At 47.2% G+C, this 21,011-nt stretch carries 20 protein-coding genes, 1 tRNA gene, 1 other RNA gene and 1 other annotated feature; of the genes, 21 read left to right on the forward strand and 1 reads right to left on the reverse strand.

The features are described 5' to 3' along the window. Positions 1-229 precede the first annotated feature (229 nt). The 7 genes from ACTRXH_RS11600 to ACTRXH_RS11630 all read left to right on the forward strand — a co-directional run bounded on the left by ACTRXH_RS11600 (position 230) and on the right by ACTRXH_RS11630 (position 8,367). Positions 230-1,258, forward strand: a complete 1,029-nt coding sequence (locus ACTRXH_RS11600) for an HD-GYP domain-containing protein (RefSeq protein ID WP_474282192.1) — start codon at positions 230-232, stop codon at positions 1,256-1,258. A 193-nt stretch (positions 1,259-1,451) separates the two neighbouring features. Further along, a complete protein-coding gene (gene guaB, locus ACTRXH_RS11605) occupies positions 1,452-2,909 on the forward strand; it encodes an IMP dehydrogenase (RefSeq protein WP_322525339.1) in 1,458 nt (485 codons plus the stop codon). A gap of 192 nt (positions 2,910-3,101) precedes the next feature. Then, positions 3,102-4,361: a D-alanyl-D-alanine carboxypeptidase family protein gene (locus ACTRXH_RS11610; RefSeq protein WP_474282194.1), complete on the forward strand. Its 1,260-nt coding sequence runs from the start codon at positions 3,102-3,104 to the stop codon at positions 4,359-4,361. A 143-nt stretch (positions 4,362-4,504) separates the two neighbouring features. After that, the gene (gene pdxS / locus ACTRXH_RS11615) at positions 4,505-5,389 is read left to right on the forward strand and encodes a pyridoxal 5'-phosphate synthase lyase subunit PdxS (protein WP_474261222.1); all 885 of its coding nucleotides are present in this window, start codon (positions 4,505-4,507) and stop codon (positions 5,387-5,389) included. A 24-nt stretch (positions 5,390-5,413) separates the two neighbouring features. Then, positions 5,414-6,004 (forward strand): pyridoxal 5'-phosphate synthase glutaminase subunit PdxT, encoded by a 591-nt coding sequence (gene pdxT / locus ACTRXH_RS11620; protein WP_474282196.1) that lies wholly within the window; start codon positions 5,414-5,416, stop codon positions 6,002-6,004. Positions 6,005-6,006: 2 nt separating this feature from the next. Then, positions 6,007-6,227: a binding site (T-box leader), on the forward strand. Between the two features lie 61 nt (positions 6,228-6,288). Then, the gene (gene serS, locus ACTRXH_RS11625; protein ID WP_474282198.1) at positions 6,289-7,569 is read left to right on the forward strand and encodes a serine--tRNA ligase; all 1,281 of its coding nucleotides are present in this window, start codon (positions 6,289-6,291) and stop codon (positions 7,567-7,569) included. Positions 7,570-7,908: 339 nt separating this feature from the next. Then, on the forward strand, positions 7,909-8,367 hold the full coding sequence (locus ACTRXH_RS11630; RefSeq protein ID WP_022792933.1) for an Lrp/AsnC family transcriptional regulator: 459 nt from the start codon (positions 7,909-7,911) through the stop codon (positions 8,365-8,367). A 52-nt stretch (positions 8,368-8,419) separates the two neighbouring features. Here the strand turns inward: ACTRXH_RS11630 and ACTRXH_RS11635 are convergent, their stop codons facing one another. Continuing rightward, entirely contained in the window at positions 8,420-8,791 is a 372-nt protein-coding gene (locus ACTRXH_RS11635) for a DUF3899 domain-containing protein (RefSeq protein ID WP_474282200.1), read from the reverse strand. Positions 8,792-9,062: 271 nt separating this feature from the next. Here ACTRXH_RS11635 and ACTRXH_RS11640 point away from each other — a divergent pair, with 271 nt between their 5' ends. The 14 genes from ACTRXH_RS11640 to ACTRXH_RS11705 all read left to right on the forward strand — a co-directional run bounded on the left by ACTRXH_RS11640 (position 9,063) and on the right by ACTRXH_RS11705 (position 20,945). Then, positions 9,063-10,763: a peptide ABC transporter substrate-binding protein gene (locus ACTRXH_RS11640; protein WP_474282202.1), complete on the forward strand. Its 1,701-nt coding sequence runs from the start codon at positions 9,063-9,065 to the stop codon at positions 10,761-10,763. 140 nt (positions 10,764-10,903) lie between these two features. Continuing rightward, entirely contained in the window at positions 10,904-11,830 is a 927-nt protein-coding gene (gene opp3b / locus ACTRXH_RS11645) for an oligopeptide ABC transporter permease (protein WP_474282204.1), read from the forward strand. Positions 11,831-11,835: 5 nt separating this feature from the next. Continuing rightward, positions 11,836-12,993: an oligopeptide ABC transporter permease gene (gene opp3C / locus ACTRXH_RS11650; RefSeq protein ID WP_474282206.1), complete on the forward strand. Its 1,158-nt coding sequence runs from the start codon at positions 11,836-11,838 to the stop codon at positions 12,991-12,993. 18 nt (positions 12,994-13,011) lie between these two features. Then, positions 13,012-14,064: an ABC transporter ATP-binding protein gene (locus ACTRXH_RS11655; protein ID WP_474282208.1), complete on the forward strand. Its 1,053-nt coding sequence runs from the start codon at positions 13,012-13,014 to the stop codon at positions 14,062-14,064. 2 nt (positions 14,065-14,066) lie between these two features. Continuing rightward, entirely contained in the window at positions 14,067-14,999 is a 933-nt protein-coding gene (locus ACTRXH_RS11660; protein ID WP_474261391.1) for an ABC transporter ATP-binding protein, read from the forward strand. A 126-nt stretch (positions 15,000-15,125) separates the two neighbouring features. After that, positions 15,126-15,218, forward strand: a tRNA-Ser gene (locus tag ACTRXH_RS11665). An 83-nt stretch (positions 15,219-15,301) separates the two neighbouring features. Continuing rightward, on the forward strand, positions 15,302-15,787 hold the full coding sequence (gene tadA / locus ACTRXH_RS11670; RefSeq protein ID WP_474261215.1) for a tRNA adenosine(34) deaminase TadA: 486 nt from the start codon (positions 15,302-15,304) through the stop codon (positions 15,785-15,787). 86 nt (positions 15,788-15,873) lie between these two features. Further along, a complete protein-coding gene (locus ACTRXH_RS11675) occupies positions 15,874-16,044 on the forward strand; it encodes a YycC family protein (protein ID WP_322525327.1) in 171 nt (56 codons plus the stop codon). An 87-nt stretch (positions 16,045-16,131) separates the two neighbouring features. Further along, positions 16,132-16,397: signal recognition particle sRNA large type (gene ffs / locus ACTRXH_RS11680), an RNA gene on the forward strand. Positions 16,398-16,549: 152 nt separating this feature from the next. After that, on the forward strand, positions 16,550-18,301 hold the full coding sequence (gene dnaX / locus ACTRXH_RS11685; RefSeq protein ID WP_474261214.1) for a DNA polymerase III subunit gamma/tau: 1,752 nt from the start codon (positions 16,550-16,552) through the stop codon (positions 18,299-18,301). Positions 18,302-18,319: 18 nt separating this feature from the next. Continuing rightward, the gene (locus ACTRXH_RS11690; RefSeq protein WP_022792923.1) at positions 18,320-18,631 is read left to right on the forward strand and encodes a YbaB/EbfC family nucleoid-associated protein; all 312 of its coding nucleotides are present in this window, start codon (positions 18,320-18,322) and stop codon (positions 18,629-18,631) included. An 11-nt stretch (positions 18,632-18,642) separates the two neighbouring features. After that, the gene (recR, locus tag ACTRXH_RS11695) at positions 18,643-19,239 is read left to right on the forward strand and encodes a recombination mediator RecR (RefSeq protein WP_091615138.1); all 597 of its coding nucleotides are present in this window, start codon (positions 18,643-18,645) and stop codon (positions 19,237-19,239) included. Between the two features lie 10 nt (positions 19,240-19,249). Beyond that, positions 19,250-19,480, forward strand: coding sequence for a YaaL family protein (locus ACTRXH_RS11700; protein ID WP_474261213.1), 231 nt, complete (start codon positions 19,250-19,252; stop codon positions 19,478-19,480). Positions 19,481-19,661: 181 nt separating this feature from the next. Beyond that, entirely contained in the window at positions 19,662-20,945 is a 1,284-nt protein-coding gene (locus ACTRXH_RS11705; protein WP_474282210.1) for an ABC transporter substrate-binding protein, read from the forward strand. Positions 20,946-21,011 lie beyond the last annotated feature (66 nt).

Here is a 21,011-nt window from a genome sequence, read left to right on the forward strand (position 1 = left end):
TTCTTTTTAGTATACGACCCTTCGGGGCGCTTGCCTACAAAAAAACTGCCGAGAAAGGAGACTTTCTCGACAGCCTGGAAGCCCAGCCGTATTTTAAACGGCTGGGCTTTTTTTCGTGGAAAATGGAATTTTATTCTAAAAACCTTCATAAGAATAGGGAAAGTAGTGGTATTTTCCGGGGGAAATAGTAAAATATAAGTATTATATTAGGAGAAATGGAGTGGTCTCCATGCGGATACATATTAATCAGGCAGTGCCTGGATGTGTTCTGATGAACGATATCTATGCAGTGAACGAAACACCGGTGGTCAGAAAACAAACGGCGCTGACAGAGCAGTTAGTCGATATTATCAAACAGTTTCTTGTGGAGTATATTGAAGTAAAGCCGGTGCTTGTCAACGGTGATCCCTTTTCACCAGATGAAGAGACTGAGACAGCCATACGGCATCATCAGCCGAGATTTGAAGACGTTTATGATGCAGCGGTAGAAGCGCATGAAGCCATGTGGCGCTCATGGACAGCCGGAGCCCCCATTGAAATGAAAAAAGCTCGTGCCGTTGTTGCTCCTCTGCTCGAGGATATTGAAGAAAACGCTTCTCATATATTTACCAGCTATCAGTTTGCAGAACAGGAAAAGTACGAGAGTCATCATGCGGTATCGGTGGCGCTTTTAGCTGCGCTGCTGGCTAAAAAGCATGGCTGCAGCCGAAAGGAATGGCTCGGGGCGGCGCTCGCCGGGCTCTTGTGTGACGCTTCCCTGGCCAGAGTTTCTGCCGCAGAACGTCAGAAGGCGGGAAAGCATCCGATTCAGAGCTACCAGATGGCAAAGGCTACCGGGATGCTCAGTGATGAGGTATTGCTGGCTATTTTGCAGCACCACGAACGTGAGGATGGAAGCGGGTATCCATTCGGGATGAAAAGCGGCAAAATATATGTGCTGGGCAGTCTTGTAGCAGCGGCGGACATGTATCACGCCATGGCAAGCGAGCGGTTGGAGAATGAGGGGAAATCGGCTTTTCATGCCATGCGTGAGCTGACGGTGCAGTCGTTTGGAAAGCTGCCCCCCGCCGTAGTCGAAACATTAACAGAGCAGTTCATTACTGTAATGACTGGAAAGAAAGTGCAGCTCGCCGACGGCAGCTCTGCTTCGATCGTGCACCTGGACCGCCGTGAAATAGAATATCCGCTGGTTCAGCTTGATAAAGACGGTCAGGTCGTCCAGCTAAACGAAAAGTCAGCCATCCACCATGTGATCTAGCATGGTGGGTACAGCTTTGAAATCCTTTACATAATTATTAGCGCCTGTTTATAAATTTTCGGAAAAATAAAACATATTCCTTTTACTTCTGAGACTGGCTCAAACGTGATAAGATATTAGAAATAAATATAGTTACAGGCAGCAGGACAGTGAGAAATCCTGTAAAACCAACCATTTTGAAGGAGGAAGATTCGTGCGAGCAGATAAGTTTTCCCAAGAAGGTCTAACATTTGATGACGTTTTATTGTTACCGGCAAGATCTGATATTCATCCAAGGGATGTATCAGTACGGACATCGTTAACCGATAAGCTTCCTTTAAATATTCCTGTTGTAAGTGCTGGAATGGATACAGTGACGGAAGCAGATATGGCGATTGCGATGGCACGGGCCGGCGGTCTCGGTATAGTGCATAAAAACATGTCTATCGAAGCCCAGGCAGAAATGGTGGATCAGGTGAAGCGCTCAGAAAGCGGAGTTATTACGAATCCTTTCTTCCTTCATCCGGACCATCAGGTGTTCGATGCAGAACATCTAATGGGAAAATACCGCATTTCCGGCGTACCGATCGTTGACGAGAACCAAAAGCTGGTGGGAATTATTACGAACCGCGATCTCCGCTTTATCGAAGACTATTCGATTGGAATCAAAGAGGTGATGACCGCCAACAATCTCGTTACAGCGCCAGTGGGAACCACGCTTGAGGAAGCGGAGGATGTACTGCAGAAACACCGGATTGAAAAGCTTCCGCTTGTAGAAAAGGATGGCACCCTGAAAGGCCTGATTACGATTAAAGACATCGAGAAGGTAATCGAATTCCCTCATTCGGCAAAGGATACCCAGGGAAGATTGCTCGTCGGAGCGGCTGTCGGGGTGAGCGCCGATACGGATAAACGTGTGGAAGCTCTGGTTAAAGCAGAAGCCGATGCAATTGTGATCGATACTGCCCACGGTCACTCCAAAGGCGTCCTCGACAAAATTGCAGAAATCCGCAGCAGCTATCCTGATGTTGTGCTGATAGTTGGCAATGTGGCCACAGCTGAAGGAACCAGGGATTTAATTGAGGCAGGCGCCGACATTGTAAAAGTCGGCATCGGCCCGGGCTCCATATGTACAACCCGCGTAGTAGCCGGCGTTGGCGTTCCGCAGATCACCGCTGTATATGAGTGTGCAGAAGAAGCGGATAAGCATAACGTACCGATTATTGCCGACGGCGGAATCAAATATTCCGGCGATATCGCCAAAGCTCTGGCTTCCGGTGCTCATGCAGTGATGCTCGGCAGCCTCCTTGCAGGAGTGACAGAAAGTCCTGGAGAGCGTGAAATTTATCAGGGCCGCCAGTTTAAAGTTTACCGTGGCATGGGCTCAATGAGCGCTATGGAGCAGGGAAGCAAGGACCGCTATTTCCAGGAAAACAGCCAAAAGCTTGTACCTGAGGGCATTGAAGGCCGTATTCCTTATAAAGGCCCGCTGAAGGATACGATCCACCAGCTGCTTGGCGGCTTGAGGGCCGGTATGGGCTACTGCGGCACTCCGACCATCTCATCTTTGCGTGAAGATGCCCGCTTCGTGCGCATTACCAATGCCGGCCTGCGGGAAAGCCATCCTCACGACGTGCAGATTACGAAAGAAGCACCAAACTACTCTTCCTAAGAACGAAAGACGGGGGCCGCCGGCTCCCGTCTTTTTTATGCCAATAGATATTTCCCGGGAAATATCTATTGATGTTGTCGAGTGCAGGCGGCTTTATAAAAGGAACAATGGCAGGTATGTTTTAAAATGGGGCTGTGGTAAAATATGCGATAGCAAAACACCACGGAGGTGCAGAGATTGAGGAGAAATAAGTTGAAAACAGCAGGTGTTTCCTGCGTGGCGGCTGCAGCCATTTGGACGTTCGGCAGCTTGCCGGCTCAAGCGGCAGAGCCTGAGATAGAAGCAAGCGCTTCTATTATGATAGATGCAGATACAGGACAGGTAGTTTTTGAAGACAATACCGATGAACTGCTTTCTGCAGCCAGTATGTCCAAAATGATGACAGAATACATAGTAAACAAAGCAATCGAGGACGGAGATATCAGCTGGAACGACGAAGTAGCAATCAGCGATAAAGTCCGCGAGCTTTCTCTTCAGACAAATTTGTCAAACGTCCCTCTTCGCAAGGACGAAACCTATACAGTGGAAGAGCTCTACGAGGCTATGGCTATTTATTCCGCGAACGGAGCAACGATAGCTCTGGCAGAACATATCGAGGGCAGCGAGGCAGCTTTTGCCGACCGGATGAATCAGCAGGCCGGAGAGCTTGGTATGGAGAAATATGAATTCGTGAATGCGACCGGACTGAATAATTCCACGATGATGGGTTATGCACCGGAAGGCAGCGAAGAAAATGCAGAAAACATGATGTCGGCAAACGATACGGCCCTTTTGGCTTACCATCTTTTGGATGAGTATCCTGAAGTGCTGGAGGTGGCTGGCATTCCGAAAAAAACATTTAAAGAAGGCACGGAAGAACCAATCGATATGGTTAACTGGAATAAAATGCTTCCAGGGCTCGAACAGGAGTACGAAGGAGTGGATGGCCTGAAAACAGGGACCACTGATCTGGCCGGCAATGCTTTTACCGGGACGATTGAACAGGACGGAAACAGATATATATCGGTAGTGATGAACGCAGAAACGAAAATGTCGCGCTTCACAGAAACGGCTAAACTGTACGATTATGCCGAACGCGAGCTTGAAAGCCGGACACTCGTGGAGAAGGGCGCAGAAATCGATGGGGAATCATCCATTGAAGTTGAAGGCGGCCAGGAAGAAAGCATAGACGTGACAGCTGGAGAAAAGCTGGAGTTGATTTCATCGGAGGAAATAGAACCGGAATATGAAATTGCCGTATCCAAAAATGAAGCCCCGATCGAAAAGGGGGAAGAGGTCGGAACAGTGGTCGTCACTAACAGCGAAGCCTCGTATGTGCAGGGCGGGACGAGCCGTACAGAAGTGCCTCTGACAGCAGGTGAAGCCGTGGAGGAGCGCGGATGGTTTGGAAATATTGTGCAGAGCATCGGCAACCTGTTCAGCAGCTTCCGGCACGCAGATGCTGATAAATAAAAGCCGGCAGAAAAGCTTTTTCAGCTGCAAACAAGATACTTTATCCGGACATAGTATAGTGTTACAATAGGGCTACTGAGTGTTATTATTACACCGCCAAATCGGTGGCAATAGATAGAATAATGGAGCTGGAGGGCTGAAGTATGGCAGAGAGAGGAACAGACCGCGTTAAAAGAGGCATGGCTGAAATGCAAAAGGGCGGCGTTATTATGGACGTCGTTAACGGAGAACAGGCGAAAATCGCCGAAGAGGCAGGAGCAGTAGCTGTTATGGCACTGGAACGGGTGCCATCGGATATTCGTGCTGCCGGGGGCGTAGCCCGTATGGCAGATCCTACAATTGTTCAGGAAGTGATGGACGCTGTATCGATTCCTGTAATGGCAAAAGCCCGTATCGGCCATATTGTGGAAGCCCGGGTGCTCGAATCGCTGGGCGCTGATTATATTGATGAAAGCGAAGTGCTTACACCGGCGGACGATGTGTATCATATGGATAAATCAGAATATACGGTGCCGTTTGTCTGCGGAGCTCGTGATCTCGGTGAAGCGACCCGCCGTATTGGCGAAGGGGCTTCCATGCTGCGGACAAAAGGAGAGCCGGGTACCGGCAACATCGTGGAAGCAGTACGCCATATGCGTTTGATCCAGTCTCAGATTCGTAAAGTGATCGGCCTCTCAAAGGACGAATTAATGACAGAAGCTAAAAACCTTGGTGCTCCGTACGAACTGCTGCTTCAAATTCGCGAAGAAGGACGTCTTCCAGTCGTTAACTTTGCAGCAGGCGGCATAGCAACACCGGCTGACGCTGCTTTAATGATGCAGCTCGGCGCCGACGGCGTATTCGTAGGCTCCGGTATTTTCAAATCCGAATATCCGGATAAATTTGCCCGGGCCATCGTAGAGGCGACGACTCACTATGAAGACTATGAGCTGATCGCTAAGCTGTCCAAAGGGCTGGGTACTGCAATGACCGGGATGGATATTTCCCAGCTTGAAGGCTTTGACCGCATGCAGGATCGCAGCCAGTAATATAATTACAGGGGGTTTTTACTCATGATGAAAATCGGCGTTTTAGCTCTTCAAGGCGCTGTTCGTGAACATGTCAAAAGTTTAGAGGCCCCTGATACGGAAATTATTATCGTAAAACGGCCGGAACAGCTTGAAGAAATTGATGGACTGGTCTTTCCAGGCGGCGAAAGCACGACGATGCGGCGGCTGGTGGAAAAATATCAGTTTTTTGAACCGCTGCAGTCATTTGCCAAAGCAGGAAAACCAGTGTTTGGCACATGCGCCGGCTTGATTTTAATGGCGACCGACGTAGTAGGCGAACCGGAAGGCCATCTCGAACTGATGGATATGACGGTTCAGCGTAATGCCTTTGGACGCCAGCGTGAAAGCTTTGAAACTGAGCTTTCCATTCGCGGAGTCGCGAATGATGTGGAAGCGGTATTCATCCGAGCCCCGTTAATTACGGAAGTTGGACAAAATGTCGAAGTGCTTGCAGAATATAAAGATGAAATCGTGGTGGCACGGCAGGATCATCTGCTTTCCTGCTCCTTTCATCCGGAGCTGACGAACGACCGCAGATTTCATCAGTATTTCGTACAGATGGTACGTGAAGCACAGGCGGCAGTAAATGTGTAAATACAATCGCGTTGATGGACAATAGTACTTTTGCATTTTTCTTCAGAGAGTCGGTGGTTGGTGTGAACCGATGAAAGTGTAAAAGGAATCCCGTCCGGAGTAAAACGGTGAACGTAAGTAGCCGTTTTCGGCTCGTCCCCGTTAACGGATGAGAGAAGAAGCCGGCAGTAACGTTTACTGCAACGAGGGTGGCAACGCGGGAAATTAAAGTCTCGTCCCTGATTCACAGGGGCGGGGCTTTTTTATAATATATAAACAGCTACTATACGAAGGAGGAATCACCTATGCTAGACCCTAAACGATTGCGAAATGATTTTGATGCAGTAAAAGAGCAGCTTTCAAAGCGAAATGAAGATATCAGTGAACTGGATTCTTTTGAAGAACTTGACCGGGAACGCAGGGAGCTGATCCAGGAGACGGAGGAGTTAAAACAGCGGCGTAACACCGTCTCCGATGAAATCGCAGCTAAAAAGAAAAACAAAGAAGACGCCGATGAATTGATTACGGAAATGCGGGACGTATCAAGCAGAGTTAAAAAACTGGATGAGCAAATCCGTGAAAAGGATGAACGCCTGCAGCAGATTCTGCTTTCGATTCCAAATGTTCCACATGAAACAGTTCCGGTCGGCGAAGATGAATCGGATAACGAAGAGGTAAGAGCCTGGGGAGAGACGCCGGTATTTGATTTTGCCCTGAAGCCGCACTGGGAGCTTGGCGTAGAGCTGAATATGCTTGATGCTGAGCGGGCGGCAAAAGTAACCGGAAGCCGGTTCATGTTTTACAAAGGAGCCGGGGCTCGTCTTGAACGGGCGCTGATTCAGTTTATGATGGATCTGCACAGCGATGAACACGGCTATGAAGAATTGATCCCCCCTTATATGGTGAACCGCGACAGCATGACCGGTACCGGCCAGCTGCCAAAATTTGAGGAGGATGCTTTTCAAATCCGGGAAGAGGACTATTTTCTCGTACCAACGGCAGAAGTGCCTGTCACGAACATGCACCGCGAAGAAATTCTCGCGGGACAGGAGCTGCCGAAAGCCTATACTGCGTTCAGTGCCTGCTTCCGTTCTGAAGCAGGCTCAGCAGGGCGCGATACTCGCGGCTTAATCCGCCAGCATCAGTTTAATAAAGTGGAGCTTGTACGGTTTACGACGCCGGAAGATTCCTATGAAGAGCTTGAAACATTAACCGGCCATGCGGAGAAAGTACTGCAGCTGCTCGAGCTTCCGTATCGTGTGATGAACATGTGTACGGGAGACTTAGGCTTTACGGCAGCAAAGAAATATGACATCGAAGTATGGCTTCCGAGCTATGAAGATTACAAAGAAATTTCGTCCTGCAGTAATTTTGAGGATTTCCAGGCCAGGCGCGCAAACATCCGCTTTAAGCGGGACCGCGATGCGAAAACAGAATTTGTGCATACGCTAAACGGCTCAGGGCTTGCGCTGGGACGAACAGTGGCAGCGATCATGGAAAACCATCAGCAGGAGGACGGCAGCATTAAGATTCCTGAAGTGCTTCGCGGATATATGGGCAACAAAGAGTATATTACAGCAAAATAAGCAGACTTCGATAAAACTCTGGACGCTTTAGGCGGCCAGAGTTTTTTATAGTTATGCAAAATACTTTCGAAGATACGATTGTAATGAAAGCGATTACATTGTAGTGTGGGAAGTATCTTCGGGCTGTTTTCGAATCATATAGCGTTATATAATCTTACAAAAAAATTCATAAAATTCTTTCACGAATATTGCAATAATAAGAACAATTACTTATAATTACGTTAATCCACCCGGGGAAATGTTACGAAATTACTAAAATGATCTGCGGTTGTCTCGGTGATTCGTAATAAAGGATGCAAGGTCATCAAGGTGAGAATGGGAAAAAGAGAAGGGATGCCAATGAGCGTTTCATTAGATCAGGTAGATATGTCGATACTCGGATATCTGCAGGCTAACGGCAAGGAATCATACAGTGAAATTGCCCGCTGTCTGGGAGTGAGTGAGGGGACTGTTCGTTCAAGAATTAACAAAATGCTCCGGCACAATGTCTTTGAATTTATCATACATACCAATCCGAACAAAATTGGGCTAGATGTGCAGACGATCATCGGGCTGAGCACAAAGCTCGGGATGCAGGACGAAATTGCGAGTAAGCTTCAGCGCTTTTCCGAAGTGCGATTTGTCGGTGCTTTCTCTGGTAATCATGATTTAATTTTACAGGCTTATTTTAGAAATAACGAGGATTTAGTGAATTTTGTTAACAGAGATTTAGCACAGATCGACGGAATTTTGAACGCCGATGTAAACGTTGAATTAAAACAGTATAAGGATTCGTTTTCTTACCTTACTCCTGAATGAAAATAAACATTAAAGGTGGTGGTACCACGGGCGCAGATAAAGCCGGGCCAATTTAATTTGCTGCGTAGTACACAGCAAGCAGCAAAAGATCCAGGATAATCAGCGCTGTTGTTTGAATGAAAAGCATACGAAAAAAAGAAATCTGAATGACTTCAGAAGGAGCAAGCCGTTGTTCCCAGCCTTGAGTCGAAGGTCTGGAGGGAGCAAGGCGGTGAGCCACTTTTCGAAAGCTGTGGGTAATGGCATCGAAAAATCCTCCGCGCATTACAAACGCTGCAATGAAAATGATTAGATAAAACAGACCTACATAAAACACATAATTGATCACATTCAGCAGTTCAAAGGCCGGAGAAAAAATGAAAAACAGCAGGCCGGCAGCTATTAAATTAGCGGCAAATACAAAGAGATTCAGCTTCCAATGCATAGATGGGACTCCTTCAGGAATTTTATAACGCCCATTATTATAGCACAATTGCTGTCCACCGCTGAATAGGATCTTTCATTTACGAATAACTGCCCTGCAGGTAAAAACATTAATGCTTTTCGTATAGACAAAGCGAATAAATTTTCATTTTCGCAAAAAATTAAAAAATTAATGAAAATATTCGCAATTTCTTGTATACTTTGTAAATACAGAGATAACAGAAATTTTACACAATAAAATAACGAAAGTTTTGGGGAGGTCAACATATCTTATGAAAAAGACAAAAATGACAGTATTAGCTTCTGCATTAATCTCGAGTACAGTACTTGCAGCGTGTTCCGGCGGCGGGGGCGGAGAGTCCGGCGGAGACGGTGGCAATGGCGGTGGTGACGGAGGCGGCGAAGGCCAGGCAAGCGGTGAGCAGGTTATCGATATATCGCAGTCGGGTGATATTCCTTCCATGGACCCTTCACTTACTACAGACCAGTTCGGCATCCAATGGGCTGGGGAGATTTACGAAGGCCTATACCGTCTTGGCGAGAATGCTGAAATTACTGATGGCGTTGCTACAGGAGAGCCGGAAATTAGTGAAGACGGTACGACATGGACGTTTAATCTTCGGGAAGACTCTACATGGACGAACGGGGACCCTGTAACAGCCGAAGATTTCGTTTATTCCTGGCAGCGTGCCGTGGATCCGGAAACGGCTTCTGAGTATGGCCCTTACATGATGGGCGGCGTAATTGAAAACGCTACGGCCATCAGTGAAGGTGAAATGGAGCCGAGCGAGCTCGGGGTAGAAGCAGTAGATGAGCATACGCTGGAAGTTTCTCTTGAAAAGCAGACTCCTTATTTCGAGTCTTTGACAACGTTCCCGACATTCTATCCGCTAAATGAAGAATTTGTTGAAGAGCAGGGCGAAGATCATGCGCTCAATCCTGATAACATGCTCACAAACGGACCGTTTACAATGGAAGAGTGGAATACCGGAGACAGCATGGCATTCGTGAAAAATGAAGACTATTGGGACGCAGATACTGTACAGTTGGAGGAAATTAATGTGCAGGTCGTTAAAGAACCATCCACAGGCACGAACCTGTATGAAACGGGCGAACTCGATCGTACAGAGCTTACAGCAGAATTCGTGGATGAGTACAGTACTGATCAGGACTATCGTGCCGTAGAACAACCAACTTCCTGGTACGTTAAGATGAACCAGGAAAATGAAATTCTTGCGAACGAAAATACGCGTAAAGCCATCCAGATGGCTGTAAACAAAGAAGATTTAACTAACACTATTTTAAACAACGGCTCGATGCCTCTGGGCGGTTTGATGCCGGGGAACTTTGTCTTCAGCCCTGAAGGAGAAGAAGATTTCCGGGAAGTAAACGGAAATCTTTCGGAAGAAGACAAAGAGCAGGCACAGGAACTATGGCAGCAGGGCCTTGAAGAAATTGGGGCTGAAAGTGCAGAATTAGGCTACCTCACAGGTGACACGGCTTCAGCTCAAAACATCAGTGCTTATGTTAAAGAACAGTTAGAAGGCACTTTGGATGGATTGACCGTGAATGTGCAGCAGGTTCCATTCCAAGAACGTCTCGACCGCGATACCAACATGGATTACGACCTGTTAATGTCCGGCTGGGGTCCTGACTACGTGGATCCAAACACATTCATGAACCTGTTTGTCACAGACAGCGGAAACAACCATACTGGATATTCCAGTGACGAATATGATTCCCTGATCGAAGAAGCAAACAACGAACTGGCTGATCAGCCACAGGAGCGTTGGGACAACTTCTTGGAAGCAGAAAAGCTTCTGATTGAAGAAGATGCAGTAATTGCTCCAATGTATCAGGAAGCTCAGGCTTATCTTTGGAATCCGGAACTGCAGGGAGTTATCGTTAACTCTGCCGGTCCTGACTTTGAATACAAATGGGCTTATGTAAACGAAGACGCTACAGAAGAATAAAAACTAAATAAATTAATATTTTCAGGAGGCAAGAGAGTATATCCATAATAATTGGCTTATACTCTCTTTTCCCTTGTGTCTAAATCTAAAAGGGCTGCACCATGAATAAACATCACGACATTTACAAGGAGGAAATGTGTATGGCACGTTATATTGCCACTAGAATCGTATATATGGCGATTACTTTGTTTATTATCGCTAGTATTACATTCTTTTTAATGAAATTGATGCCCGGCACGCCGTTAAGCTCGGCGGATCGGCTGTCAGAATCCCAACAGCAGATTGTGCTGGAGCAGTACGGATTAGACAAACCGGTGCCGCTGCAATATGTAGACTATATGCTCGGGCTTGTGCAGGGAAACTTAGGTATTTCTTTTCAGTTTGATAACCGGGAAGTAACCGAGGTCCTTGGAAACCGAATTGGTCCCTCTCTGCAACTGGGTATTCAATCTCTTTTCATCGGTTCAATTTTAGGAGCCCTTTTAGGGCTGATTGCGGCAATTTTTCATAACGGTATTTTGGACTTTGGTTCTACCCTGCTTGCTGTTATCGGGACCTCCATTCCCTCCTTTATTTTTGCAGGATTACTTCAATATTTTCTTGGGGTGCAGTGGCAGGTGTTCCCGGTAGCCACCTGGGGGACGTTCGCCCATACAATAATGCCGACAATCGCGCTACTTATATTTCCAATGGCCATTTGTGCGAGATTTATGCGTACAGAAATGCTGGAGGTATTAAACAAAGACTACATCACTACAGCCAGAGCCAAAGGCGTCGGCTGGTCAGCAGTTATTTTCAAGCATGGACTGCGTAACGCCCTGATTCCTTTAATTACGATTTTAGGGCCGCTTGCAGTGAGTCTTTTAACAGGAACTCTCGTTATCGAGCAGATTTTTGCGGTGCCGGGGATCGGGGAACAGTTTGTTACGGCTGTAACGACAAACGATTACCCAATGATTATGGGCACGACGCTGTTTTTTAGTTTCTTATTTGTTTTGATTATTTTAATCATCGATATTCTTTACGGTATCATTGATCCGAGAATCCGCCTGGATGGAGGGAAGTAAAAGTTATGCAGCACGAAAATGATAAAGAAAAAAAATACGACAAAGAACTATTCTCTCCAGCTGATGTACGGGAAGATGATATGGAACAAATTAACCGTCCAAGTCGGACTTTCTGGCAGGATGCTTTCCGGGCGCTGCGTAAAAACGTAGCAGCGATGATTTCTTTAATAGCATTATTACTCATCGTATTTTTTGCTATCTTCGGTCCAATGATGAATGAATACACCCCGAGAGAACAGGATTTGTCACGGTCGAATTTACCTCCAAAAGTTCCTATGCTTGAAAATATCGGTTGGCTGGGCATGGACGGCCAGGAAACATATGTTTTTGAAAATATTACAGCGGAGCAGGCTCAAACAAATGCCGAGAGCCGTTTTGGCAATGAAGATTATGTTCAATACGAAACATTAAGCGAAGGCGATGGCTCTGTAGGCTCTGCTCAGGTGCAGGTTAGTGTGGACAGCTATGCGGCAGCCGGAGTAGAAGAAAACAATTTTTGGTTTGGAACGGACCGGCTAGGAAGAGACCAGTGGACAAGAACGTGGGACGGAACAAGAGTTTCTCTTTTTATTGCCCTCATTGCCACGCTGCTTGATTTATTTATCGGTGTAGCTTATGGCGGTATTTCTGGTTTCTTTGGCGGAAAAACAGATAACTTTTTACAGCGTCTTTTAGAGATACTTTCGGGCATACCGAATTTGGTTATTTTAATTCTGATGATTGTCGTCTTGGATCCAGGTATTCTCTCTATATCGCTTGCGATAGCGATTACCGGATGGATCGGAATGTCGCGTATTGTTCGGGGAGAAATCTTAAAGCTGAAAAATGAAGAGTTTGTGCTGGCTTCCCAGACACTTGGGCTGTCAAATTCTAAAGTGATCACCAGACACCTTGTACCTAATACCATGGGTTTGATTATCATCAACACGATGTTTACGATTCCGAATGCTATTTTCTTTGAAGCTTTTCTGAGCTTTATCGGCCTGGGGCTGCAGCCTCCGAATGCTTCGCTCGGGGTGTTGATTGATAACGGCTTTGATGCCCTGCAGACTACGCCGCACGTATTAATATTCCCAGCCGTCGTGCTGTCGGTGTTAATGATTGCCTTTAACATTTTGGCTGACGGTATGCGTGATGCGTTTGATCCGAAGATGCGCGATTAGAATGTGGGAGGAACGAACATGAGTAATGAAACTATTTTAGAAGTGAAAAATTTAAGTGTTTCCTTTAAAACACCTAACGGCGAGGTTCAGGCGGTAAGAGACATTAGTTTTTCAGTCGGAAAAGGGGAAACGCTGGCGATCGTAGGCGAGTCCGGATCGGGTAAATCGGTGACGACAAAAGCGCTGATGGGGCTGCTTCCGGCGCCGAAGGGTTATATTAAAAACGGCAATATTCTATACGGGGATGAGGATTTTGCCAAGCTGAGCGATAAACAGATGACCAAATACCGGGGCAAGGATTTTGCGATGATTTTCCAGGATCCGATGACCTCCCTGAACCCGACGATGAAGGTAGGAACGCAGGTGATGGAAGGGCTGCGGATGCACCGCGGCATGAACAAAGAGGAAGCGAAAACAGAAGCGGTGCGGCTTCTGGAGCTGGTCCGGATTCCGGATGCGAAGGCAAGAATGGATCAATATCCACACCAGTTTTCCGGCGGTATGCGCCAGCGGGTGGTTATTGCTATTGCACTTGCCTGCGACCCGAAGGTATTGATCGCAGACGAGCCGACAACAGCGCTCGACGTAACGATTCAGGCTCAGATTCTCGATATCATGAAAGACATCCAGCAGGAGTTTGAAACCTCGATCATTTTCATTACGCATGACTTGGGCGTCGTGGCAAATGTGGCGGACCGGGTGGCAGTTATGTATGCTGGTAAAATTGTAGAAATCGGTTCTGTTGATGAACTTTTCTATAATCCCAAGCATCCGTATACATGGGGCCTCCTTGGCTCCATGCCGACAGTAGACCAGCGCGAGGAAGAGTTGTTTGCTATCCCGGGGACGCCTCCGGATCTGCTTCATCCTCCCAAGGGAGACGCTTTTGCTCCCCGGAACCGGTACGCGCTGAAAATCGATTATGAAGAGCAGCCGCCGATGTTTCAGGTCTCTGAGACGCATTACGCAGCGACATGGCTGCTGCACGAAAACTCACCGGATGTACAACCACCCGCCTCAGTACAGCAGCGCATTGAGGAGATGGACGGGAAATGGGAGGCAGGACAGTAGATATGAGTGATGAGAAATTACTGGAAATCAAAAATCTGAGTCAGCACTTTAAAACAGGCAGAAAGAGTGTCGTTCGGGCAGTCGATGGCTTGAATTTTGATATATATAAAGGTGAAACGTTTGGCCTTGTAGGAGAATCGGGCTGCGGAAAGTCAACGACCGGGCGCTCGATTATCCGCCTGTATGAAGCGACTAGCGGCGAGGTTTTGTTCAAGGGAGAAAATGTGCAGGGGAAAAAATCCAAGGCGGAGCTGAAAAAATTTAACCGCCAGATGCAGATGATTTTCCAGGATCCATATTCCTCGTTGAACCCGCGGATGAAGGTCATTGATATTATCGCGGAAGGCATTGATATTCACGGACTTGCAAAGGATAAAGAGGAGCGGCGTCAACGTGTGTATGATCTGCTAGAAACGGTCGGGCTGAGCAGGGAACACGCGGAGCGTTATCCACACGAATTCAGCGGGGGCCAGCGCCAGCGGATCGGAATCGCGCGGGCGCTGGCTGTGAAGCCGGAATTTATCATTGCCGATGAACCTATTTCGGCTCTCGATGTGTCGATTCAGGCACAGGTCGTTAACTTAATGAAAAAGCTTCAGCGGGAAGAGGATTTAACGTACTTGTTTATTGCCCACGACTTGTCCATGGTAAAATATATCAGCGACCGTATAGGTGTCATGTATTTTGGACGTCTGGTAGAGCTTGCTTCGAGTGAAGAGCTTTACAGAAATCCACTGCATCCGTATACGAAATCGCTTCTATCCGCGATTCCACAGCCGGACCCGGTACACGAACGCACAAGACGCCGGCTTGCTTATAACCCGGAAGATCATGACCAGAGCGAAGAGCCTGAATTCCGGGAAGTAACAAAGGATCACTACGTGCTGTGCACAAGTAAAGAATTTGAAGAGATGCAGCAGCAGGCACCGGTATAAAATATATCTCCCCGTTCCATAAGCCGTAGAGGAACGGGGAAATTTTCTTTCTGTATGGGTTGATCAACGGTTGGGCCTGTGCTATGATTATCGTTGTCAGTCACCAAGCTACATATTTTTCAGCACGGAGGAGTACCCAAGTCTGGCTGAAGGGAGCGGTCTTGAAAACCGCCAGGGGCTTTGCGGCCCGCGGGGGTTCGAATCCCTCCTCCTCCGCCATTAATTTACCAGTGATAACTGCCCGAGACGGCAGTTTTTTTTAACGCCACTATCCGTTACGAGTGAAAAGAGGGCAGACAGTAATGGATCTACATACATATTGGATGCAGGAAGCCATCCGCGAGGCAGAGCAGGCAGAAGCAGCTGGAGAAGTGCCGATCGGTGCGGTCATCGTTTATCAGAATGAAGTGATCGGTCGGGGACGAAACAGGCGTGAGGAAGATCAGCAGGCCTCTGCTCATGCTGAGATGATTGCCATTCAGGAAGCCTGTACGTTTTTAAACAGCTGGCGGCTTGAGGAATGCACGCTTTACGTTACGCTTGAACCGTGTCCGATGTGCGCAGGGGCTATTGTGCAGTCCCGGGTGCCTTCCGTCGTTTTTGGAGCGTACGACCCAAAGGCAGGCTGCGCCGGAACGCTGATGAACCTGCTTCAGGAGGAGCGCTTTAATCACCGCTGTGACGTCATTCCCGAAGTTGAAAGCACCACCTGTGCACGTCTTCTCACGTCATTTTTCCGGCGAATGAGAGATAAGAAAAAGAATAAAAAGAAAGAAAACGGGGAATAGCTCTACAGTCGTTTAATTCTATTTGGAATATAGAAGCAGGCCGTGCTATATTTAACAAAATTATTGAATAAACAGGAGGTTTTCCAGTGCGTTCAAATCAATTTACCGTGGAAACGGCGCAAAAGCTTTCCGAAAAGCTGAATGTTCCGGCTGAGCAAATCATGCATACACCACCTCATCTGATTAAAGAAAAAATTGCCGAATGGGAAGAAAAAGAAGTCGGTAAAAGCTCTTGTAAATCCATGTCTGCCGATTAAACTTCACCGGTTGCATATTATCGAAAAAATAGATATACTTATTAATGCGCTTCAATTAGAAGTGCCTAAATAGAGTGAACCCATTTGCCGTGCTAAGTGGGGAGGTAGCGGTGCCCTGTACTTGCAATCCGCTATAGCAAGACCGAATCCCTTTCCGAGGCTTTATTTTTGTAGGGTCTGCCCTGCGTAAGTGGTGTTGACGTCCAGGTTCTGCGCAACGGAAACCCGCGAACCCTGTCAGGTCCGGAAGGAAGCAGCAGTAAGCGGACTCTTCCGTGTGCCGCAGAGCTGCCTGGACCGAGCAAACTGCGCAGGTAACGCTTATGAAAATATTGTCGAAGAAAGGTGCACGGCTCTATAAACATATCAGCTAAACGATTCCGTTTCAGGGGTCGTTTTATTTTTATATTTGCATGCCTCCTCAGGTCGTTTGAGTTTTGAAAATACCTTTATAAATAGGTATAATGGATAGAGGAAGAAACGGAAAAGAAGGGGGGAAACATGGTTGGGCCATCAAGCTTTATACCGGATGTGGCGGCCGCAGCTGCTCGAAGACGTAGTGGGCCAGGAACATATTACAAAAACGCTTCAAAACGCCCTCGTGCAGGAAAAATTCTCCCATGCTTACTTATTCAGCGGTCCAAGAGGAACAGGAAAAACGAGTGCCGCTAAGATCTTCGCCAAAGCAATTAACTGTGTGCAGGCTCCGACAGCTGAACCATGTAACGAGTGTGATGCCTGCAGAGGCATTATGGACGGTTCAGTCGTTGACGTGATAGAAATTGACGCTGCCTCCAATAACGGAGTGGATGAAATTCGTTATATCCGCGAAAACGTGATTGCCGCTCCGAGGGATATCCGTTATAAAGTGTATATTATCGATGAGGTGCACATGCTGTCGACCGGGGCTTTCAATGCGCTGCTGAAAACATTGGAAGAGCCTCCGAAGCATGCTGTTTTTATTTTGGCGACCACGGAGCCGCATAAAATTCCGCTTACAATTGTTTCCCGCTGTCAGCGTTTTGATTTTAAGCGTATCCAGCCGGAGACGCTGGTCGAACGCATGAAATATATACTTGAGGAGCAGCAGGATTCAGCGGAGGAGCAGGCACTTTACCTGATTGCCCGGGCGGCGGAGGGTGGAATGAGGGATGCCCTCAGCCTGCTTGACCAGGCAATGTCGTTTGCTGAAGATGCGGTACAGGCAGAAGACGTACTGGCGATCACCGGTGCCGTTTCGCAGCAGTTTTTGACAGATACCGTGCGTGCATTGAAGGAACAGAATACAGCTGAAGCGGTGCAGGCAGCCGACCGTCTGGTAAAGGAAGGCAAAGACCCGGTTCGTTTTATGGAAGACATCATCTACTATCTCCGGGATATGCTGCTGCACCAGGCAGCTCCGGGGATGCAGGAGCTGCTGGACCGGGCTACACTTGATCAGGAATTTGAATCCCTGTCTTCTGATGTCCCGGCAGAATGGATTTACCAGATGATTGATCAGTTAAATAAAATTCACCAGGATATGCGCTGGTCTAGTCATCCTAAAATCTTTTTGGAGGTTGCGCTGATTCAGTCCTGCCACCTCTCTTCCGGAGGTACCGCCCCGGTGGCAGAAAGCAGTATTTCGGATGACAGAACTGAGCGTCTCGAAAACCGTATTGCGTCGCTTGAAAAAGCATTGAAAGAAAAACCAGGGCCCCCGGCAGCTTCGGTTCAGGAAGCTTCGGCAGCTGAAGAGCCGAAGCCGGAGCCGGCCAGGCGTGCTTCCAAAAAAGGAGCTTCTTCTTCCCCGTCACAGGGTAAAGTTAAAGAGATTCTAAAAACAGCGACGAAGCAGGACCTGCAGGACCTGGCCAATCAATGGAACAATGTGATGAATGCGATGCGGGCGAGAAGCGTGCCCGGACATGCTTGGCTGAACAACTCTAAACCAGTGATTGTGAATGAAACAGCCGTGCTTTTGGCTTTTAAAAACGAAATGCACCGCAATATGATTGAAACAAAGTTCCGCCAGGAAGTTATCGACGCCCTTCGGGAAATCACAGGGAAAGAACTGGAGCCATACACGATCCTTTCAAATGAATGGGAAAGGGTTAAGGAAGATTATAAGCAGCATCAGCAGGAAAATGGAACGGAAGCAGCAGAGAGCGAAGAAGCCGAAGCTCCGGAAAATTCACAGGAAGAGGCGCCGGATCCGTTGGTGGAAGAAGCAGTGAAGCGCTTCGGCTCTGAGTTTGTCGAAGTCGTGGATCACTAATATGAGGAGGAATTTATAATGAAAAACCAGGCAAATATGATGAAGCAGATGCAGAAAATGCAGAAGGATATGCAGAAAGCTCAGGAAGAACTGAAGGAAAAATCGGTAGAAGCAACTGCCGGCGGCGGAGCTGTAAAAGTAGTAGCTTCCGGGGATAAACAGATTTTAGACATTGAAATTGACGAAGATGTTGTTGATCCGGACGATGTTGAAATGCTTCAGGACCTTATGCTTGCAGCAATGAACGAAGCACTGAAGAAAGTGGATGAGCTTGTTGAGCAGGACATGGGGAAATTTACTAAAGGAATGAACATTCCCGGAATGTTCTAGGAGGAGATCAGGTGCAGTATCCGACACCTATTTCGCAATTAATCGACAGCTTTATGAAGCTGCCCGGCATCGGCCCGAAAACGGCCGGCCGGCTGGCTTTTTATGTATTAGATATGAAAGAAGACGATGTTCTCGAATTTGCCAAAGCGCTTGTTAATGCAAAACGGGAACTGACATATTGTTCGGTCTGCCACCACATTACTGATACGGATCCATGCTATATCTGTCAGGACAAGCAGCGCGACCGCTCTATCGTATGCGTCGTGCAGGACGTCAAAGACGTTATAGCTATGGAAAAAATGCGGGAATTTTCAGGGCTGTACCACGTGTTGCACGGGGCGATTTCCCCGATGGACGGTGTCGGGCCCGAGGACATTAACGTGCCGGATCTGTTAACCCGGCTGCAGGACGAGCAGATTCAGGAAGTGATCATCGCGACGAACCCGACTATTGAGGGAGAAGCTACAGCTATGTATATTTCGAAGCTGTTAAAACCAACTGGTATGAAGGTGACAAGAATTGCTCATGGTCTGCCAATCGGCGGGGATCTGGAATACGCTGATGAAGTAACATTATCAAAAGCCATTGAAGGACGTCGCGAGCTGTAGGGGGATCTGTATGCCACTGAAAAAGAAGCTGAAAAAACAGGAGCTCGAACGGCTGAAGGACCATATCTACGATGCGAAGGAAAAAATGGAGCAGTATCAGCAACTGTTGAATAAAAGCGTGGAGCCGTCGGAAGAGCTTACGATCCAGTTTAAAATTCATCAGGCCAAGTATGTTTTTTTACTCAAAGAAGCAAGGCATCAGAGGTATGAAGTAAAAACAAGCCCGTTTATTCGGAATTAATACAAAAAAGCCGCTTTAGGCTTCTGGGATATCCGGAATCTGAAGCGGCTTTTTACATAATAGGAAAGAAACACTCAGATTAAGAAAGTAGATATTATTCAAATTTTGTTGTATTACTTCCTTAAAAGCCTCATGATACGATTATTTTTGAAAGCGATTACATTAATGAGGGGGATATATCATGGGGAGTAGATGGAAAAAGCCGGTAGCGGCTTCATTGGCTGGTGTACTAGCGCTCGGTGGGCTCGCTGCGTGCGGAAATGACAGTAGCAGCGGCGGCGGAGATGACGATGTGGTAACGCTCAGCTACTGGAAATCGGCTGATACAGGACGTCCTGATTTTGAAGCATTCATGGAAGTAGTAAATAAATTTAATGATGAACATGAGGATATCCAACTGGATGTAAATACAACACCGAATGATGATTATCGTACAAGGTTAAATACACGGGCCGCTGGCGGGGACCTGCCGGATGTATTCCAGGTATGGCCGGGAGCAGAGCTCCGACCGCTTGTGGAAGCGGGCGCGGTGGAGCCGATTGATGATATAGAGGATTACTGGCTTGACAGCGGTTTACTGGAAGAGGGATCCTTTGATGAGTTTACAATAGAAGACAACACATACGCAGTGCCGGTAAATAGTAACCCAACACATTTTATATACTATAACAAGGATATGCTAAGTAAGGTCGGATATGACAGCTTTCCTGAAGATTACGACGGATTTCTGCAGCTTATTGAAGATCTAAAGGATGAAGATGTAACGCCAATATCTCTTGGAAATTCAGGCGGATGGGTTTTGCAGTCAGTCTACATCTCCACTATAGCGGACCGGTTTACAGGTCCTGACTTTTTGGAGGATGTGGAAAATGGAGATAGAAAATTTACTGATCCAGAGTTTATCCAGGGTCTTGAGGTCATTGAAGAATTAAATAACATGGAAGCGTTTAATAATGATTTGAATACGATTGACAGTATGCAGATGATAGATCAATTTCTGCAGGAGGAGTCTGCCATGGTAATGGATGGCAACTGGGCGGCTACTGAAATTATTGAAAATAAACAGGAGGATCAGGATATTGGTCTTGCTACGATTCCTTTAGGGGATCGTAACAGCATTTCAAATACAATGGGAAGCGCGAGCGCGATTAACAGTGATATCTCTGACGAGAAAAAAGAAGCAGCCAAAGAATTCTTAAAATGGCTCTATAACGAGGAGTTGTTTAAAGAGCTTCAATCGGTGGGACGGATTGTACCGACAAATGTAGAAAATCCAAATGATGAACTGGATCCGCTTATAAAAGAAATGATGGAGCTTACGCAGGAGGCAGAAAATGCCCCAGTGTATGATGCCACTCTCACTCCGAGCTTAAACGATGAACTTGAAAACCAGCTTCAGGCTTTAACTCTAGGGGAAACGACGCCGGAAGAAATCGGTGAAGCTTTGCAAAAAGAAGTAGAGTAGTTCAGCCTGTCTGCCTATCAGAGACAATTTCGTATATACTAAGTAAAAGGAGGATAACCGAATTCC

The sequence above is a fragment of the Marinococcus sp. LNHM5E3-2.1 genome, assembly GCF_056034365.1.

Bases quoted from the DNA above. Each gene is read 5' to 3' on its own strand.
- ACTRXH_RS11630 (WP_022792933.1), top strand. From the start codon at position 7,909: ATGAGCGTTTCATTAGATCAGGTAGATATGTCGATACTCGGATATCTG.
- ACTRXH_RS11635 (WP_474282200.1), bottom strand. From the start codon at position 8,791: ATGCATTGGAAGCTGAATCTCTTTGTATTTGCCGCTAATTTAATAGCT.
- ACTRXH_RS11660 (WP_474261391.1), top strand. From the start codon at position 14,067: ATGAGTGATGAGAAATTACTGGAAATCAAAAATCTGAGTCAGCACTTT.
- pdxS (WP_474261222.1), top strand. From the start codon at position 4,505: ATGGCAGAGAGAGGAACAGACCGCGTTAAAAGAGGCATGGCTGAAATG.
- ACTRXH_RS11690 (WP_022792923.1), top strand. From the start codon at position 18,320: ATGAAAAACCAGGCAAATATGATGAAGCAGATGCAGAAAATGCAGAAG.
- ACTRXH_RS11640 (WP_474282202.1), top strand. From the start codon at position 9,063: ATGAAAAAGACAAAAATGACAGTATTAGCTTCTGCATTAATCTCGAGT.
- ACTRXH_RS11700 (WP_474261213.1), top strand. From the start codon at position 19,250: ATGCCACTGAAAAAGAAGCTGAAAAAACAGGAGCTCGAACGGCTGAAG.
- opp3C (WP_474282206.1), top strand. From the start codon at position 11,836: ATGCAGCACGAAAATGATAAAGAAAAAAAATACGACAAAGAACTATTC.
- ACTRXH_RS11655 (WP_474282208.1), top strand. From the start codon at position 13,012: ATGAGTAATGAAACTATTTTAGAAGTGAAAAATTTAAGTGTTTCCTTT.
- tadA (WP_474261215.1), top strand. From the start codon at position 15,302: ATGGATCTACATACATATTGGATGCAGGAAGCCATCCGCGAGGCAGAG.
- pdxT (WP_474282196.1), top strand. From the start codon at position 5,414: ATGATGAAAATCGGCGTTTTAGCTCTTCAAGGCGCTGTTCGTGAACAT.
- opp3b (WP_474282204.1), top strand. From the start codon at position 10,904: ATGGCACGTTATATTGCCACTAGAATCGTATATATGGCGATTACTTTG.
- serS (WP_474282198.1), top strand. From the start codon at position 6,289: ATGCTAGACCCTAAACGATTGCGAAATGATTTTGATGCAGTAAAAGAG.
- ACTRXH_RS11600 (WP_474282192.1), top strand. From the start codon at position 230: ATGCGGATACATATTAATCAGGCAGTGCCTGGATGTGTTCTGATGAAC.
- ACTRXH_RS11705 (WP_474282210.1), top strand. From the start codon at position 19,662: ATGGGGAGTAGATGGAAAAAGCCGGTAGCGGCTTCATTGGCTGGTGTA.